Raw genomic sequence first — 17,215 nt, 5'->3', positions numbered from 1 at the left:
CGGTCAGGCCTTGCGCGCCAGCGCGCGACGGGCGGCGGCCTCGATGCCTTCCGGGGTCAGCCCGTATTCGCGGAACAGCCACTCGACCGAGCCGGTCGGCAGGAAGCCGGGGAAGCCGACCCGCTCCACCGGGACCGGCTTGTGCGCTGCGGTGAACTCGGCGACGGCGCCGCCAAGGCCGCCGCGGATGCTGGCTTCCTCGACCGTGACGATGGCGCCGGTCGCAGCGGCTTCGTGCAGGGCCGTCTCGTCCAGCGGGTTGATGGTGGAGAAGTTGAGGACGCGGGCGGCGATGCCGTCGGCGGCGAGCGCGTCGGCAGCGGCAGCGGCAAGGTGGACGGTGGTGCCGCAGGCGATGATCGTCAGGTCATCGCCCTGCCGCACGGTTTCAGCGTGACCGGGGCGGAACTGGCGGTTCGGGATGATCAGGTCGGGGACGGGCATCCGCGACAGGCGCAGATAGACCGGGCCATCGTGGCCCGCCGCCCATTTCACCGCTTCCGCTGTTTCCCAGGCGTCGGCGGGGACGATCACGGTGAGGTTCGTCAGGGGCCGAAGCCAGGCGAAATCCTCGATGGAATGGTGGGTGGCGCCAAGCTCTCCATAGGCGATGCCGGAGGACTGGCCGACGAGCTTCACGTTGAAACCGGCATAGGCGATGTCGGCCTTGACCTGCTCCAGCGCCCGGCCGGTGAGGAAGCAGGAGGCGGCGGAGACGAAGGGGATGCGTCCGCCGTTCGCGAGGCCCGCGCCGACGCCGACCAGCACCTGCTCGGCGATACCGACGTTGATGATGCGGTCGGGGAATTTCTTCTGGAAGCTGTTCAGCTTGGAGGAACCGATGGAATCGTTGACCACGGCGACGATGCGGAGGTCGGATTCGGCAAGCTGCTCCAGCGTGGACACCCAGATGTTGCGGCAATCCTGGAAGCCTGCGGCGGAGGGGGCGGCGTGGGCCATCAGACCAGTTCCTTCATCGCTTGTTCGAATTGCGCGTCGTTCGGGACGCCGTGGTGCCAGGAGGCTACATTTTCCATGAAGGAGACGCCCTTGCCCTTGGTGGTGTTGGCGATGACGCAGCGAGGTTTGTCGCCGGGAGGGGCAGAAAGGGTGGCGAGAAGGGCAGCGTGATCGTGGCCGTTCACCTCATGCACCTCAAACCCGAAAGCGCGGTATTTGTCGTCCAGCGGGTCGAGGCCGGAGGTCTCTTCGGTGCCCGCGCCCTGTTGCAGGCGGTTGCGGTCGATGATCAGGGTCAGGTTTGCAAGCTTGCGGTGGCCGCAGACCATGGCGGCTTCCCAGTTCGAGCCTTCCTGCTGCTCGCCGTCGCCGGTGAGGACATAGGTGCGGTAGGGCGCGCCGGTGATCTGGCCGGCGATGGCAATGCCGGTGGCGACCGGGAAGCCATGGCCAAGGGGACCGGTGTTGGTCTCGATGCCCGGGAGGTAGTTGCGGTTCGGGTGGCCGTTCAGCAGCGATTTCGGCTGCATGTAGGTCGGAAGCCAGTCTTCCGGGAAGTAACCGGCGGCGCAGAGGGCGGAATAGAGTGCGCCGGTGGCGTGGCCCTTGGACATGACGAAGCGGTCACGGTCGGCCCAGTCAGGGCGTTTCGGGTCGTAGTTCAGGACGCCGAAATAGAGCGTCGCGAGGATGTCCATGGCGGAGAAGTCGCCGCCGGGGTGGCCGAGTTGCGCGCGGTGGACCATGGTGAAGGCGGTGCGGCGCATCCACAGCGCCTTGTCCCGGATCAGCGGAAGCTTGTCGTTCGTCAGCATGGTCTCAGAACCTGTTCGGGAAGATCAGTTGCGGCTCGGGTTCGGCCCCGTGGTGATACATCGGCCAGCCGAGGTAGCGGGTCATCGCCTCGTTCACCACATCGGCGTGATGGCCGCGGACCATGGCGACGTGATGCTCGAACCCGTTCTGGGTCACGAAGCGGAGAAGCTTTCGCAGGTCCCTGACGCGGGTGGTGGCAATGCCTCCGTCCATGGCAAAGGGGTGGTCGGTGAACTCACCCTGCCCAAGGTAGCATTTCACGGTGCCGCGGCGGTCGTCGGTGGAGAGGCGGAAAAAGGTCATCGGGCCGGGTTTGACCTTGCCCTTGACCGCGCCGAAGCATTTCGACCGGCCGATGGTTTCGCCCAGCACGTCAAGCTCGCCCACTTCGGGCGTGTCGCCGATGAAACTCTTGGGGTAGTTGCCACAATGGGTGCAGACGCAGAGGTCTTCCTCGTAGGCGTAGTTGTTGTTCCAGTCGAGGATCGCGGGCGGGGCACCGGAGGCGAGGGCCAGGGCGTACATCGAAAGCGCGCCCATGATGTCGACCTCGCAGGCTGAGGGCATCAGCTCCTCACCCATCATGCTCATCGTCAGGCAGGTGGCACAGCCGAAGTTGTCCTGGAGGCTCCGCCAGCACTGGATGGCGGAGGCGTCGCAGCCGTTCTCCTCGATCCAGCGGTTGACGGCGAGGGTCCAGCGGGCCTGCTTCTCGATCTGGGCGGGCTGGATATGGGCGGGGATGGTGCCGTAGCCCTTGACCTTGGCGAGGGTGGCTTGCAGGGCAGGGTCGTCGGGCTGGATGGCCGAGGCCGCACCCATCATCTCGGAGAGGTCGACGGTGATGACGGTCACGCCCGCGGCCTGAAGGAGCTTTTCCGAATAGCGCATGGTCTGGAAGGCCCCGGTGCGGGCGCCGATGGAGCCGAGGCGGGCGTTGCGCAATCCCTTCACCGTGCGGCAAATGCGGGCGAAGCGGTCGAGGTCGGCCCCGAATTCCTCGCCCCAGGTGTCGCTGGTGTGGCTGGTGGTTTCGGTGAAGGGGACGCCGTATTGCCAGAAGTTGTTGGTGACGCTGATCTTGCCGCAGAAGGCGTCGCGGCGGTCCTTGACGCTGACCTTCGCGACCTCGTCGTTCGAGGCTTGCAGCAGGATCGGGACGTTCAGCCTTGCGCGGTTCACCAGTTCGGCGACCGCGATCTCGTCGCCGAAGTTCGGCAGGCAGATCACCATGCCGTCGATCCGGTCGGCGTTGGCGCGGAAGTGCGCGGCATAGAGGTCGGCGTCGGCTATGGATTGGACCGCGCCGTTGGCGGTCGCCTCGAAGGGCAGGATCACGGCGTCGATGTTGAGCTTCGCAAGTTGCGCCAGCACGTCGTCCCGCGCGGCCTTGCAGGGGGCGGGGCTGAAGAAGGCCCGGCTGCCGATGACGACGCCCAGGCTGATCTTGCGCCGGAAGATGGTGCTCATGGGTTCCTCCCCTGCCTGCGCGCCGATCTGAGGACTCGCGGGTTGGTTTCGAATACTTTCGATTGATAGCGTTTTATCGCGAGTCGTGTGATGACGCAAGGGGCAATGGCGATCCGTGGTGCCAGAGCCGCTACTTCGCAGATGTTCCGGTAAGGGACGCCATGCTGCAAGCGCAAAATTCGAAACCAATAGAAAGAATTTGACAATAACATGCAGGGGAAGGATGCATATTACGCAACGAGTCGAATCGTATCGACATCGTCTGAAAGGGAGGACATCATGATTCTGAACCGCCGCCTCTTCGTAGGCAGCCTGACTGCTGCTGTCGCGGGCATCCTGCCGACGCTGAGCTTCGCGCAAGGCAAGGGCACCATTGCCATCATCACCCCCAGCCACGACAACCCGTTCTTCAAGGCCGAGGCCGACGGGGCAGCCGCGAAAGCGACCGAGCTTGGCTATGAAGTGATGGTGCTGGTCCATGACGACGACGCCAACAAGCAGAACGAGCTGTTCGACAGCGCCATTGCTGCGGGCGTGAAGGCGATCATCCTGGACAACGCGGGCGCCGATGCCAGCGTGGCCGCCGTCCAGAAAGCCAAGGACGCGGGGATTCCCTCCTTCCTGATCGACCGCGAGATCACCGCGACCGGCGTTGCCGTCAGCCAGATCGTGTCGAACAACTACCAGGGCGCGCAATTGGGGGCCGAAGAGTTCGTCAAGCTGATGGGCGAAGCGGGCGACTATGCCGAACTGATCGGCAAGGAATCCGACACCAACGCGGGCATCCGGTCGAAGGGCTATCACGACGTGATCGACCAGTATCCGGACCTGAAGATGGTGGCGTCGCAGACCGCCAACTGGTCGCAGACCGAGGCCTATTCGGTGATGGAATCGATGCTTCAGGCGAATCCGGGCATCAAGGGCGTGATCTCGGGCAATGACACGATGGCGATGGGCGCCTATGCCGCACTAGAGGCTGCGGGGCGGACCGATGTGATCGTGGTGGGCTTCGACGGGTCGAACGACGTGCGCGATTCCATCCTGAAGGGCGGGATCAAGGCGACGGTGCTGCAACCGGCCTATGCCCAGGCGCAGATGGCGGTGGAGCAGGCCGACAAGTTCATCGCTTCCGGGTCCACCGGCGTGGAAGAGAAGCAGCTGATGGACTGCGTGCTGGTCAATGCCGACAACGCGGCGAAGCTGGAAACCTTCGCGCTGAGCGCCTGATCCCGACTGGCCGACGACCCGGCGCGCGCTCCCTGTCGCGCCGGGGTTTCCTTTGGAAGACCGCCATGAAATCCGTCTCCATCGCGCTGTGCCTTCTGGCCGCGCTGGCCCTGCCGGGCTGCAAGATCGTCAAGACCGTGGCCGGAAGCGAAACCGCCGCTGCCGAGGCCGGTGAGGCCGGGGACGATGCGCGCATCAAGGCACTTCTGGACAAGACCTATGACGCCGAGCTTCTGCCGCTGATCGCCGGCACAGCGCTGCATTTGGCCGATCTGCGCGTCGCCATTGCCGCCGGGCTGGACACTGCGGGGGCGGCGCATGGCAACAAGGGGTCGGGCGAAGGCGCGGCCTGGAATTTCGCGGTGAAGGGCGAGGGGAAGGTGGTCGAGGCCAACCTGACCAGTCGCGCGCGGAAGGCGATGCTGGACACCGACGGCGATGGCAAGGCCGACCTGACCTTGCAGCTTGGCCCGGTGATCAAGGGCAGCAGCCTGCGCGACGTGGCGCCGTTCTACAAGTTCGGCGATTTCCGCGACCAGATCGAGTTCGCCAAGCTTGCCCGCGCGCTGAACGACCGCGCCTCGGCCGGGCTGGCGGTGCCCGAGGGCGACCTTGCGGGCAAGACCGTCAGCTTTTCGGGGACGGTGGACCTCAAGGCGGCGGGCGACCCGTGGCTTGTGACCGTCGTCACCCTGGCAGTCGCGCCATGACGGCCGAAGCGGGGGGCCATCCGATCGGGTTGTCGATCCGGGGGGGCGTCAAGGTCTATCCCGGCACCCGCGCGCTGAAGGGCGTGGATTTCGACCTGCGCATGGGCGCGGTCAACGTGCTGGTGGGCGAGAACGGGGCGGGCAAGTCGACGCTGATGAAGGTCATCGCCGGGGTCGAAAGCCTGACCGAAGGTCGCATCGAGATGGCGGGCCGCGAGGTCCATTTCCGGTCCAAGGCCGACGCGGTCAAGGCGGGGATCGGCATCGTCTTCCAGGAGTTGAACCTGTTCCCGAACCTGACGGTGGCCGAGAACATCTTCATCGGGCATGAACCCGTGCGCGGCGGAGTGGACATCGACCAGACGGCGCAGGCCCGCGCAACGGCGGCGCTGATGGCGCGGCTGGAGCAGGACATCGCGCCCGAAACGCCTCTGGACCACCTGCGCGTCGGGCAGCAGCAGATCGTCGAGATCGCCAAGGCGCTGAGCCAGGACGCCCGCATCCTGATCCTGGACGAACCGACGAGCGCCCTGTCGGCGGCCGAGGTCGAGGTGCTGTTCCGCGTCATCGCGGAACTGAAGTCGCAGGGCGTGGGGATCGTCTACATCAGTCACCGGCTGGAGGAGCTGATCCGCGTCGGCGACTACATCACCGTCCTGCGCGATGGCGAGATCACCGGCTCGCGGCCGATGGCGGGCGTGGACATTCCCTGGATCGTGCGGGCGATGATCGGCGGCAAGACCAAGGAATTTCCCCGCACCCAGGCTGCGGCCTTCGGCGACGAGGTATTCCGGGCCGAGGATGTGACTTTGCCGCGCGCGGGCGGCGGCTATGCCGTTGATCATGTCAGCCTGTCGGTCCGCAAAGGCGAGATCGTCGGGCTTTACGGCCTGATGGGCGCGGGCCGGACCGAGTTCCTGGAATGCGTGATGGCGCAGCATCCCGGGTCGGGCGGGCGGATGGTCGTGGACGGCACCCCGCTGACCGAGCGCGACGTGGCGGGCCGCATCGCAAGGGGCATCGCGCTGATCCCGGAGGACAGGAAGCGCGACGGCCTCGTGCAGATCATGGCGATCCGCGAGAACCTGACCCTGTCCTCGCTGGGGCTGTTCACCCGGGCGATGCACCTGGACCTGAAGGCCGAGGCGGCCAAGGCGATGGAGTTCGTCAAGCGGCTGACCATCAAGATCGCCAGCCCGGAGAACCCGGTTTCCAGCCTGTCAGGCGGGAACCAGCAGAAGGTGGTGATCGGCAAGGCGCTGATGACCTCGCCGAAGATCCTGCTCATGGACGAACCCTCGCGCGGGATCGACATCGGTGCCAAGGCCGAAGTGTTCCGCACCATGCGCGAGCTTGCGGCGCAGGGGCTGGGCATCCTCTTCGTGACCTCCGACCTTGACGAGGTCATGGCGCTGTCGGACCGCATCCTTGTCATGGCGAACGGCCGGATCAGCGGCGAATACCCGTCGGGGACCGACGCCGCGACCGTGATCGCCGCCGCGACCCCGCATATCCGGAAGGACCAAGCCGCATGACGACCGCCATTGCCACCACCCATCCCTCGCAGAGCTGGCTGCTTCTGGTCCTGCGCCTGCGGACTTTCGTCGCGCTGATCCTGGTGCTGGCCTATTTCAGCGTTATGGCGCCGAACTTCCTGACGGCGGCAAACGCGGTGATCGTGTCGAAGCACGTCGCGCTGAATGCCTTCCTGGCCATCGGGATGACCTTCGTCATCATCACCGGCGGGATCGACCTGTCGGTCGGCTCGATCGTCGGGCTTTGCGCGATGGTCGCGGGGTGGCTGGTGCTGAATGGGGTGGATACCGGGCTGGGCTGGACGGTCTGGTTCAACACCTGGGAGATCGTGGGGATCACCCTGCTGGTCGGGATTGCGGTCGGCTTCATCAACGGCCTCCTGATCACCCGATTGAACGTGGCACCGTTCATTGCCACGCTCGGCACGCTCTACATCGCGCGGGGGGCGGCGCTTCTGTCGTCGGACGGGCGGACCTTCCCGAACCTGGGCGGCACCGAGGAATTCGGCACCGCAAGCTTTCCCTTCATCGGATCGGGCAGCGTTCTGGGCCTGCCGGTGATGATCTGGCTGCTGGTCGGCGTGGCGCTTGGCGCGCATTACGTCTCGCGCCGGACACCGCTCGGGCGGCACATCTATGCCGTCGGCGGCAATGAGCGTGGCGCGGCGCTCTCGGGGGTCAAGGTCGACCGGGTGAAGCTTTTCGTCTACATGTTCTCGGGCTTCTGCGCCGGGCTGGTCGGGATCATCATCGCCAGCCAGTTGCAGGCGGCCCACCCGGCAACGGGCGAGACCTTCGAACTGAACGCCATCGCCGCCGCCGTGCTGGGTGGAACCTCGATGTCGGGCGGGCGGGGGCGCATCTTCGGCACGATCATCGGCGCCTTCGTCATCGGCATCCTGGGCGACGGGCTGATCATGATGGGCGTGTCAAGCTTCTGGCAGACGGTGATCAAGGGCGTGGTGATCGTGCTGGCCGTGGTCATCGACCAGGCGCAAAGCCGGTTGCAGGCGCGGGTCGCCCTGGCGCAGGAGGCTGCGGCCAGCCGCTGAGGATCGCACCAAAGCGGTTCGGGTTGCGGGAAGGGCGGTTCCGATCTATCACAGACAGGTGCGAACACTTTCACTTGCGGCGAGGCAGAGTTGAAACCGAAACCCGACACCTCCCGCGCCGAGCCGATCACCGGCCTGCTGTCCGAACCCCGCCGCCGCCGGATTCTGGACTGGATTCAAGAGGAAGGCAGCGCCCGGGTCCGCGAGCTTGCGGTGGCGTTCCAGGTTTCCGAGGCCACGATCCGGCAGGATCTGGAGCGGCTGGAACAGGAAGGCCAGATCACCCGCGAACATGGCGGGGCGTTCCTGAACACGGTGCCGACGCAGGTGGGCACCATGACGCTGCATCATCAGGAGAACATGGAGCAGAAGCGGCGCATCGGGGCGATGGCCGCCGATCTGGTGAAGGATGGCGAGACGATCATCCTCGATGCCGGCACCACCACGACGGAAATCGCGTTGCGGCTGGTGTCGCGCAGGAACCTGACGGTGATCACCAACGCGCTGAACATCGCGATCATCCTGGGGGCCGTGCCGGGCAATGCCGTCCACATGCCGGGCGGCCAGTTCAAGGCGCCGACGCTGAGCCTGTCGGGCGACAAGTCGGTGGAATATTTCCGCAACATTTTTGCCGGGAAACTGTTCCTGGCCACGGCCGGAGTCGCGCTCGATGCCGGGCTGACCTACCCCTCCTTTGCCGACCTTCAGCTGAAGGAAGCGATGATCAAGGCGGCCTCGCGCGTGTATCTGGTTGCGGATTCGACCAAGATCAACAAGTCGAGCTTCACCCGTCTGGGCTCGCTGGAGATGATCCACGCCTTCGTCACCGATGCCGGGATTTCCGAAGCCGACGCCAATGCCTTCCGGGCGCGCGGGATCGAGATGCTGATCGCCTAAAGCCCGCCGATGGCCGACGAAAGCCGGAAGCTGATAGCCTCGGCGATATGCGGCTTGCGGACGCTTTGGCTTTGGTCAAGGTCGGCGATGGTGCGCGCCACGCGCAACACGCGGTGGTAGCCGCGGGCGGAAAGGCCCATGCGCTCGGCAACGCGGGAGATGAGGTCCTTGCCTTCGGCATCGGGAGCCGCGTGTTCCTCCAAGGCAGCGCCTTCGAGGTCGGCGTTGACCCGCAGGTCGGGGGCGTCAGTGAAGCGCGCAGACTGCCGGTCGCGGGCAGCGGCGACACGGGCGGCGATGGTGGCGGAACTTTCACCCGAGGCAGGCAGGTCGAGGTCGGCGAAGGCGACGGGCGGGACTTCGACGCGGAGGTCGAAGCGGTCCATCAGCGGCCCGGAAATGCGGCCGAGATATTCCTCGCCGCAAATCGGCGCGCGACCGCAGGCGCGGTTCGGGTCCGAGAGGTAGCCGCATTTGCAGGGGTTGGCGGCTGCGATGAGCAGGAACCGGCAGGGGTAGCGGATATGGGCGTTCGCCCGGGCGACCATGACCGTGCCGGTCTCGATCGGCTGGCGCAATGTGTCGAGGACGGTGCGGGGAAATTCCGGGAATTCGTCGAGGAAGAGGACGCCGTTGTGGGCGAGGCTGATCTCGCCCGGCTTGGCGCCCCGGCCCCCGCCGACGATGGCGGCCATGGATGCAGTGTGATGCGGCTCGCGGAACGGGCGGTCGCGGGAGATGCCGCCTTCGCTGAGAAGGCCCGCGAGCGAGTGGATCATCGAGGTTTCCAGCGCCTCGGGCGCCGAAAGCGGCGGCAGGATGCCGGGGAGCCGGGCGGCGAGCATGGATTTGCCCGAGCCGGGGGTGCCGACCATGAACAGGTGGTGCCGCCCGGCGGCGGCGATTTCCAGCGCGCGCTTGGCCCGTTCCTGGCCCTTCACCTCGCGGAAGTCGCGGGGCGAGGTCTCGCGCAATACTTCACCAGCTTCTGCCGGGACCAGCGGGTTGCGGCCGGTGTAGTGGTGCAGCACCTCGTCGAGCGAAGCGGCGGCGAGGACCTGGGTGGCGCCGACCCAGGCGGCTTCGGCCCCGCAGGCCTTGGGGCAGAGGAGGGCGCGGTCTTCGACGGCTGCGGCCATGGCGGCGGGGAGCGCACCCACGACCGGGACGAGGCGGCCGTCGAGCGACAGCTCGCCCAGGGCGACGGTTCCCTCGACATCCTCGCGCGGGATGATTTCCAGGGCCGCAAGCAGGGCGACGGCGATGGGCAGGTCGAAATGCGAGCCCTCCTTCGGCAGGTCGGCGGGCGAGAGGTTGACGGTGATCCGTTTGGCGGGCAGCGCGATGGACAGCGCCTGAAGGGCTGCGCGGACGCGTTCCTTGGCTTCCGTGACCGCCTTGTCGGGCAGGCCGACCAGGGTGAAGGAGGGCGAGCCGGGCGAGACGGCGCATTGCACCTCGACGAGGCGCGCCTCGACGCCTTCGAAGGCGACGGTATAGGCGCGGGCGGTCATGCCGATGACTCTTGGGTCGGAAGGCCTATGAGATTGAGCGCGTTCCGCGCAAGCCTTCTGTCTCGCCTCTGCGCGCGAAGGGCGCGCAACCGGCTCGGGTCAAGAGCCTCCGGCGGGGATATTTGTCGACGAAGAATGTCGCGTCTTGTTCCGGACCGTCCCATGCGCCCCACCCGATTCACCTTGGTTAACGGGTAGGGCGAATTGGTTTACGAGTGGTAAAGCGCCATGAACTTTGGCCAGGCCTCGGCATCGGCAAGGGTCTTGTCGCGGCAGAAGGCGTTGCAGAAGCCGAAGCGGCGGCCGTAAAGCTCCAAGGCATGGGTGACGGGCTTGCCGGAATAGGGACAGGCCTGGTTCACGGTGTCGGCGCAGTCCGCTGACGTGGCGGGGAGTGGCACGGGGCCGGGCCAGTCGCGGCGGGGATAGTCGCGGCGGTAGAACTCCTGGTCGGCGCCGTCGACAAGGCCCATGGCGCGCCAGCGGCGGAAGCTCGGATGCGCCAGATGGGCGTTGACATAGAGCATCGCCTCCGGCCCGACCGGCAGGTTGTAGGTGGCGATGCGGGTGGCGACGGGGGCGAAGAAGGCGTCGGCTGCGGAATAGGCGCCGCAGAGCCATGGGATGGTCGATCCGGTCGTCTCGCGCGCCCAGGACCAGAGGGTTTCAAGGCGTTGCAGATCGGCCAGAACCTCGGCCGGGGGCTGGCAGTCGGTGTAGCTGACGCGGAGGTTCATTGGGCAGTAGGAGCGGAGCGCGGTGAAGCCCGCATGCATTTCGGCGGCAAGGACGCGGGCGGTGGCGCGGGCCTGCGGGTCCGACGGCCAGAGCCCGGCCTCGGGGTGGCGGGTCGCCAGTTCCTCGGCGATGGCGATGGTTTCGGGGACGATCGCGCCTTCGGGCGTGCGCATGGTGGGGGCGGTGCGGGCGGGGAAGTAGTCCTTGAGCAGGTTCGGCAACTCGTCGGTGTAGAGCCGGGCGGAACGGGTCTTCACCGGAATGCCGCAGGCATCGAAAAGAAGCCAGCCGCGCAAGGACCAGCTGGAATAGGCGCGGTCGCCGATCACGAGGTCATAGGTCATGTCCGTTGTCCTTTCGCGGGCATTGAACCGTGCGGATGCAGGTGAGGGAAACGATGATTTGTGCGGGCGTTGATCACGGAACGCAATTGACGCAATGGACCTGCCAGCCCGCGGGGGACAGGTCGATCCGCGTCAGCGACAGATTGTCGATCTGCTGGCCGATGGCCTGAACGGGCGACAGGCTGCGGGCGCGGGCATACTGCGTGAGGATCACCGCCAGATGTGCAACGATCACCAGATCGCGGCCCGGATGCGCGGCCAGAAGCGCATCGACGGCCCGGTTCACGCGGTCGGCGGCGGCATTCCAGCTTTCGCCATTGGGGGGGGCGATGTCGCCGGGCGTCTCCCAATAGGCGCGCGACAGGTCCGGGTCGCGGGCGGAGATCTGGTCGAACGTCAACCCGTCCCAGTCGCCGAAATGAAACTCGCGCAGGGCGGGATCGGGCGCGAGGCGGGCACGGAGCCCGGCGATGGCATCGGCGGTGGCGGTGGCGCGGATCAGGTCGGAGGAGGTGACGAGAGCGCCGGGCGGCAGGAACGCGGACAGCCGGTCCAGCGCCGCGTGGTCGGACAGGTCGGCCGGAACGTCGCGCCAGCCGCAGAAGGCGCGCTGATGCGTCGGGCCATGCCGCACCCACCAGAGCCGGGTCATGGCAGGGCGCCCTTCAGCACCATGGGCAATCCGGCGATCACGGTCACGACCAGCGTCGAGGTCGCAGCGAGGCGCTGGTTCAGCCGACCCTGCTCATCCCGGAAGCGGCGAGCCAGCGCATTTTCGGGAACGATTCCCCAGCCTGTCTCGTTGGAGACGATGACGACCGGCGCAGCGCAGCCTGCCAGGGCATCGAGCAGGCGCCGGGTTTCGACGGAAAGGTCATGATCGGCCAGGAGATGGTTGGTGAGCCAGAGCGTCGCACAATCGACAAGGACTGCCTCTTCCGCCTGCGCCCGGTCCAGTGCGTCGGGCAGGTCTAGCGGCGCCTCGACCGTGATCCATTCGCCGTCGCGGTCCTCCTGATGCCGGGCGATCCGCGCCCGCATCTCGTCATCCCAGGCCTCCGCGGTCGCGATGTAGCGGCGCGGGCGGCCCGACCCTACGACCAGCCTCTCGGCGAAGGCGGATTTGCCCGACCGCGCGCCGCCGATGACCAGGCTCAGTCGCGGCAAAGTGAAAGGTGGGAATGATCCGGTCACGCGGATGCCTCGTATTGAAGAATGACGGACCCAGCGCCGCGACAAGATCCGGAGGTGAGGATGGCACTTGACGGATATACCGACCAGAACGTGTCGCGCCAAGCGATGAAGGCCGAGCTTCTGGATGCCGAGACCGAACAGCACCTGGCCCGCGCCTGGCGCGACCGGCGGGACGAGGTGGCGCTGCACCGGCTGATCACCGCCTACATGCGGCTGGCGATCAGCATGGCCGCGCGATTCCGCCGCTACGGCGCGCCGATGAACGACCTGATCCAGGAGGGGAGCCTTGGCCTGATGAAGGCCGCCGACAAGTTCGACCCGGATCGCGGCGTGCGCTTTTCCACCTATGCGGTGTGGTGGATCAAGGCCTCGATCCAGGACTATGTCATGCGCAACTGGTCGATGGTGCGCACCGGCTCGACCTCAAGCCAGAAGGCGCTGTTCTTCAACCTTCGGCGGGTGCAGGCGAAATTGGAGCGCGAGGCCGCCGATCGGGCCGAAGGGCTGGACCAGGTCACGCTGCGTCGGCGCGTCGCCGAGGCCCTGGGTGTGCCGTTGGCGGATGTCGAGATGATGGAAGGGCGGTTGTCCGGCTCGGACTTTTCGCTGAACGCGATGCAGAAGTCCGATGAGGACGGTCGCGAGTGGATCGAGGCGCTGGAGGATAACGGCGTACAGGCCGCCGAGGCGGTGGAAGGCGCGCATGATGGCGAATTGCTGCGCGGCTGGCTCTGGCGCGCCCTGCAGGACCTGAGCGCGCGCGAGCGCTACATCGTGGCCGAGCGCAAGCTGCGGGACGAGGGCCGGACGCTGGAGAGTCTCGGCGTGGAACTGGGCCTGTCGAAGGAGCGGGTCCGCCAGCTTGAGGCCACCGCCTTCGCCAAGATGCGGCGCAGCCTGGAAAGCCAGTCTCCGGAAGTCTGGCACTTCCTGGCCTAGGCAGGCCCGGCAGCGTCGCGGCGCCACGCCTTGACGGAAGCGGTTGCCCGGTGAAATTCTCGCCGCAACCATGGGGTGACGATGAAGGTCACAGAGCCGCCACGCCTGACACCCGGCCATATCGCCCGTGTGCATCGCGACATCGCGGATTCCGGGCCGGCGGCCGGTGTGCAGCAACAGACCGATGCCGACTATTCCGAATGGGTTGGCCGCATCCTGCGCGATCATCCTGCCCCGGACCGGCCACTCCGGCTTTTCGCCTACGGGTCGCTGATCTGGAAACCGGAGTTCGATCACCTGGCCGAACAGCCCGCCGTGGCGAAGGGTTGGCACCGGGCCTTCTGCCTGCGGATGCACCGCTTTCGCGGCACGCTCGACCAGCCGGGGCTGATGATGGCGCTGGACCGCGGCGGCCAGTGCCGGGGCGTGATCCACGAACTGCCGCCCGAAGATCCGGCCACGCAGCTTGACAGGCTGTTCCGGCGCGAATTCACCGTGAAGCCGATCAACTCCATGCCCCGCTGGCTGACGGTCGAGACCGCAGACGGCCCGCAGAAGGCGCTGGGCTTCGTGATGAACCGCGCCTCGCCCTACTATGCCGGACGCCTGTCGGACGAGGAGGTCGCCCACACTCTGGCCCGCGCCTGCGGCCACTGGGGAACCGGGGCGGAATACCTGCTGAACACGGTCACGCAACTTGACGCGCGCGGCATCCGGGATGCGGGGCTCTGGCGCCTGCAGGCGCTGGTGGCAAAGGAAATCGACCGGATCGCCCCCAGACCTCTGCCTTGAGTTTGGCGGCCCGGCCCCCTACACCTTGAGGCGGGCCGCGAGGGGGGACCTGCCGATGTTGGCGGACAAGCGCATTCTTCTGATCATCGGCGGCGGGATCGCGGCATACAAGACGCTGGACCTGATCCGGCGCCTGCGTGAGCGCGGGGCCTCGGTCCGAGCGGTGATGACCGGCGCGGCGCAGCAGTTTGTCACGCCCCTGTCGGTCGGCGCCCTGACGGCGGATCATGTCTTCACCGATCTTTTCGACCGGCAGGACGAGCAGGACGTCGGCCATATCCGCCTTTCGCGTGAGGCCGACCTGATTGTCGTCGCCCCGGCCACTGCGGACCTGATGGCGAAGCTGGCGCAAGGGCTGGCCGGCGATCTGGCCAGCGCGGTGCTGCTTGCCACCGACAAGCCGGTGCTGATGGCCCCGGCGATGAACCCCCGGATGTGGGGGCACCCGGCAACCCGGCGCAACCATGCGCAGCTTCTGGCCGACGGGGTGCGGTTCATTGGTCCCAACAGCGGCGAGATGGCAGAAAGCGGCGAGTCAGGCGAGGGGCGGATGGCCGAACCGATGGAGATCGTCGAGGCGATCGGCGTGGCGCTGGGGGGTGGGCCTTTGGCGGGGCGGCATGTCCTTGTGACGTCCGGCCCCACGCATGAACCCATTGACCCGGTGCGCTATATCGCCAACCGCTCCTCGGGCGCGCAAGGGTCTGCGCTGGCAGCCGCACTGCGCGATCTGGGGGCAAGGGTGACTTTCGTGACCGGCCCGGCGACCGTGCCGCCGCCCGCCGGGGTGGCGGTGGTGGCGGTGGAAACCGCGCGCGAGATGGCTTCGGCGGTGGAGGCGGCGCTGCCCGCCGATGCGGCGGTGATGGCGGCGGCGGTGGCGGACTGGCGGGTCGCCAATGCCTCCGGCCAGAAGCTGAAGAAGGACGGGTCGGGCCGCGCCCCGGCGCTGGAGTTCGCCGAGAACCCGGACATCCTGGCGACCGTGTCGAAGGGGCAGAAGCGGCCCCGGCTGGTGGTGGGGTTCGCGGCCGAGACAACGGACGTGGTCGCCCATGCCACGGCCAAGCGGGCGCGCAAGGGCTGCGACTGGATCGTGGCGAATGACGTCTCGCCCGCGACGGGGATCATGGGCGGGGCGGAGAATGCCGTGACGCTGATCTCGGAGACCGGAGCGGAGGTCTGGCCCCGGATGGGCAAGGACGAGGTCGCGCGGAAGCTCGCGGCGCGGATCGCCGAGGCGTTGCGCTGAGAGAAGTGCCTCCGGCGGGGATATTTGGACCAGTATGAAAGGGCAGCGAATGGGGCCGGTGGTGCAGGTGCTTTGGGAAGACTGGGCCGACCGGAGCCTGCCCTTGCCCGCCTACCAGACGGCAGGGGCCGCAGGGGCGGACCTCTGCGCGAACTTCCCGCCCGAGGCGCGGGAGGCCGGACTGGTGCTGGCGCCGATGAGCCGGGCGATCTGCCCCACTGGCATCCGGGTGGCAATCCCGGCGGGCTACGAGATGCAGGTGCGGCCCCGGTCGGGGCTCGCGTCCAAGCATGGGATCACCCTGCCGAACACGCCGGGGACCATCGACAGCGATTACCGCGGGCCACTGGGCGTGTCGCTGATCAACCTCGGGCCCGAGCCCTACACGATCCGCCATGGCGACCGGGTGGCGCAGGCGGTGGTCGCCCCGGTTGTGCAGGCAGGGTTCGTGGTTGTCGAGGCGCTGGACGACACGGAGCGCGGGACGGGCGGGTTCGGCTCGACCGGGTTCGGGACGGGGCGGTCGTGACGACCGGGCTCTTTGTCCTGCTCAGTCAATTCGGGCTCATCGGTCTCGCGGTGGTCGCCGTCATCGGCTGGACCCGCGACTGGCCGAGGGTGAAGACCTATGCGTGGCTGGCGGCGGTATGGGCGGGGTGTCTCGCTTCCTCATGGCTGCGGCGGGACGGGGAGGCAGCGGAAGGCTGGGTGCGGTTCTGGATTGCTGTCGGGCTGATCGGGGTGCTGGCCATCCTGTATGGCGAGGGGGTCCGGAGGCTGAAGCGGAGACGTTTGGCGGTGCCCGCCGAGGTCGCCCAACCCGGCGCGTTCCGCGCGGCCGAACTGGACCGCTATGCCCGCCACATCATCCTGCGCGAGATCGGGGGGCCGGGGCAGAAGCGGCTGAAGGGTGCGAAGGTGCTGGTCGTGGGGGCTGGCGGGCTGGGGTCTCCGGTCCTTCTGTACCTCGCGGCGGCCGGGGTGGGGGTGATCGGGGTGATCGACGACGACGTGGTGGAGGGCTCGAACCTGCAGCGGCAGGTGATCCACACCGACGGGCGGATCGGGATGCCGAAGGTCTTCTCGGCCGAGGTCGCGATGAAGGCGCTGAATCCGTTCATCGAGGTGCGGCCCTATCATCGCAAGCTGACCGGGGAGATCGCCCTGGACCTGGTCGGCGAGTTCGATCTGGTTCTGGACGGGACGGACAATTTCGACACCCGCTATCTGGTGAACCGAGCCTGCGTGGCGGCGGGGGTGCCCTTGATCAGCGGGGCGATCACGCAGTGGGAGGGGCAGGTGTCGCTGTTCGATCCGGCGAAGGGTGGCCCCTGCTATGCCTGCGTCTTTCCGGTGAGACCCGCCCCCGGTCTGGTGCCGACCTGCGCCGAGGCGGGGGTGGCGGCACCGCTGCCGGGGGTGATCGGCGGGATCATGGCGATGGAGGCGGTGAAGTGGATCACCGGGGCGGGGGAGACGCTCGCGGGGCGGCTCCTGATCCACGACGGGCTCTACATGGAAACCCGGGTGATCGGGGTGAAGAAACGGGTGGACTGCGAGGTTTGCGGGGGGCGGCACTGAGGGGTGTCCACGGTGGACAGAAAATTCGAGTCAACGATTTCAATATGTTGCTTGCGGACGTTCAGAAAGGGTTAACTCAAGTTCCAACTGCAACACTTTTGGCGGCGAGAGCGATTTCTTCGGCGAGGGCTTGGGTGGGGGTTTTCCATCCGAGGGTTTTGCGGGGGCGGTCGTTCATGAGTTTGGCGATGTGG

At 67.1% G+C, this 17,215-nt stretch carries 17 protein-coding genes; 10 read left to right on the top strand and 7 right to left on the bottom strand.

The window, feature by feature from the left end; translation table 11 throughout:
• Positions 1-3: 3 nt before the first annotated feature.
• Genes JNL31_RS11625 through JNL31_RS11615 form a run of 3 tightly spaced genes read right to left on the bottom strand, consistent with a single transcriptional unit; the run spans position 4 to position 3,246 of the window.
• Positions 4-960, bottom strand: a complete 957-nt coding sequence (locus JNL31_RS11625) for a transketolase C-terminal domain-containing protein (RefSeq protein WP_294973403.1) — start codon at positions 958-960, stop codon at positions 4-6.
• Positions 960-1,775 (bottom strand): transketolase, encoded by an 816-nt coding sequence (locus JNL31_RS11620; RefSeq protein ID WP_294973401.1) that lies wholly within the window; start codon positions 1,773-1,775, stop codon positions 960-962. Before JNL31_RS11620 ends, JNL31_RS11625 begins: the two co-directional genes overlap by 1 nt.
• 4 nt (positions 1,776-1,779) lie before the next feature.
• The gene (locus tag JNL31_RS11615; RefSeq protein ID WP_294973400.1) at positions 1,780-3,246 is read right to left on the bottom strand and encodes a fucose isomerase; all 1,467 of its coding nucleotides are present in this window, start codon (positions 3,244-3,246) and stop codon (positions 1,780-1,782) included.
• A 279-nt stretch (positions 3,247-3,525) separates the two neighbouring features.
• Here JNL31_RS11615 and JNL31_RS11610 point away from each other — a divergent pair, with 279 nt between their 5' ends.
• From JNL31_RS11610 to JNL31_RS11590, 5 genes are all read left to right on the top strand, one after another.
• Positions 3,526-4,473: a D-ribose ABC transporter substrate-binding protein gene (locus JNL31_RS11610; RefSeq protein WP_294973398.1), complete on the top strand. Its 948-nt coding sequence runs from the start codon at positions 3,526-3,528 to the stop codon at positions 4,471-4,473.
• 65 nt (positions 4,474-4,538) lie between these two features.
• Positions 4,539-5,183, top strand: a complete 645-nt coding sequence (locus JNL31_RS11605) for a DUF2291 family protein (RefSeq protein ID WP_294973396.1) — start codon at positions 4,539-4,541, stop codon at positions 5,181-5,183.
• Complete coding sequence (locus tag JNL31_RS11600) at positions 5,180-6,718, top strand: sugar ABC transporter ATP-binding protein (RefSeq protein WP_294973394.1); 1,539 nt, start codon at positions 5,180-5,182, stop codon at positions 6,716-6,718. Before JNL31_RS11605 ends, JNL31_RS11600 begins: the two co-directional genes overlap by 4 nt.
• Positions 6,715-7,770: an ABC transporter permease gene (locus tag JNL31_RS11595; RefSeq protein WP_294973392.1), complete on the top strand. Its 1,056-nt coding sequence runs from the start codon at positions 6,715-6,717 to the stop codon at positions 7,768-7,770. The genes JNL31_RS11600 and JNL31_RS11595 overlap by 4 nt, the downstream gene beginning before the upstream one ends.
• Before the next feature lie 90 nt (positions 7,771-7,860).
• Complete coding sequence (locus tag JNL31_RS11590; RefSeq protein WP_294973391.1) at positions 7,861-8,667, top strand: DeoR/GlpR family DNA-binding transcription regulator; 807 nt, start codon at positions 7,861-7,863, stop codon at positions 8,665-8,667.
• On the opposite strand, the gene JNL31_RS11585 is transcribed toward JNL31_RS11590, so the two are convergent.
• The 4 genes from JNL31_RS11585 to cobU form a co-directional block, all read right to left on the bottom strand.
• Positions 8,664-10,181 carry a YifB family Mg chelatase-like AAA ATPase gene (locus JNL31_RS11585; protein ID WP_294973389.1) on the bottom strand — a complete coding sequence of 506 codons (1,518 nt, stop codon included), beginning with the start codon at positions 10,179-10,181 and terminating at the stop codon, positions 8,664-8,666. The genes JNL31_RS11590 and JNL31_RS11585 overlap by 4 nt on opposite strands.
• Before the next feature lie 209 nt (positions 10,182-10,390).
• Complete coding sequence (locus JNL31_RS11580) at positions 10,391-11,263, bottom strand: glutathione S-transferase (RefSeq protein ID WP_294973388.1); 873 nt, start codon at positions 11,261-11,263, stop codon at positions 10,391-10,393.
• A 73-nt stretch (positions 11,264-11,336) separates the two neighbouring features.
• A complete protein-coding gene (locus JNL31_RS11575; RefSeq protein WP_294973386.1) occupies positions 11,337-11,915 on the bottom strand; it encodes a histidine phosphatase family protein in 579 nt (192 codons plus the stop codon).
• On the bottom strand, positions 11,912-12,457 hold the full coding sequence (gene cobU, locus JNL31_RS11570) for a bifunctional adenosylcobinamide kinase/adenosylcobinamide-phosphate guanylyltransferase (RefSeq protein WP_294973384.1): 546 nt from the start codon (positions 12,455-12,457) through the stop codon (positions 11,912-11,914). The genes JNL31_RS11575 and cobU overlap by 4 nt, the downstream gene beginning before the upstream one ends.
• Before the next feature lie 60 nt (positions 12,458-12,517).
• On the opposite strand from cobU, the gene JNL31_RS11565 reads away from it, so the two are divergent.
• The 5 genes from JNL31_RS11565 to moeB all read left to right on the top strand — a co-directional run bounded on the left by JNL31_RS11565 (position 12,518) and on the right by moeB (position 17,021).
• Positions 12,518-13,396, top strand: a complete 879-nt coding sequence (locus JNL31_RS11565) for an RNA polymerase factor sigma-32 (RefSeq protein ID WP_294973383.1) — start codon at positions 12,518-12,520, stop codon at positions 13,394-13,396.
• An 81-nt stretch (positions 13,397-13,477) separates the two neighbouring features.
• On the top strand, positions 13,478-14,188 hold the full coding sequence (locus JNL31_RS11560) for a gamma-glutamylcyclotransferase (RefSeq protein ID WP_294973382.1): 711 nt from the start codon (positions 13,478-13,480) through the stop codon (positions 14,186-14,188).
• A 55-nt stretch (positions 14,189-14,243) separates the two neighbouring features.
• Positions 14,244-15,440: a bifunctional phosphopantothenoylcysteine decarboxylase/phosphopantothenate--cysteine ligase CoaBC gene (gene coaBC, locus JNL31_RS11555; RefSeq protein WP_294973380.1), complete on the top strand. Its 1,197-nt coding sequence runs from the start codon at positions 14,244-14,246 to the stop codon at positions 15,438-15,440.
• Between the two features lie 49 nt (positions 15,441-15,489).
• Positions 15,490-15,969, top strand: coding sequence for a dUTP diphosphatase (gene dut / locus JNL31_RS11550; RefSeq protein WP_294973523.1), 480 nt, complete (start codon positions 15,490-15,492; stop codon positions 15,967-15,969).
• On the top strand, positions 15,966-17,021 hold the full coding sequence (gene moeB / locus JNL31_RS11545) for a molybdopterin-synthase adenylyltransferase MoeB (protein ID WP_294973378.1): 1,056 nt from the start codon (positions 15,966-15,968) through the stop codon (positions 17,019-17,021). The genes dut and moeB overlap by 4 nt, the downstream gene beginning before the upstream one ends.
• Positions 17,022-17,215: the final 194 nt, after the last annotated feature.

The organism is Tabrizicola sp., from assembly GCF_016792905.1.
Classification (GTDB): domain Bacteria; phylum Pseudomonadota; class Alphaproteobacteria; order Rhodobacterales; family Rhodobacteraceae; genus Tabrizicola.
Note: the sequence above shows the minus strand (reverse complement) of the source record. Positions and strands in the feature narration are given on the sequence as shown.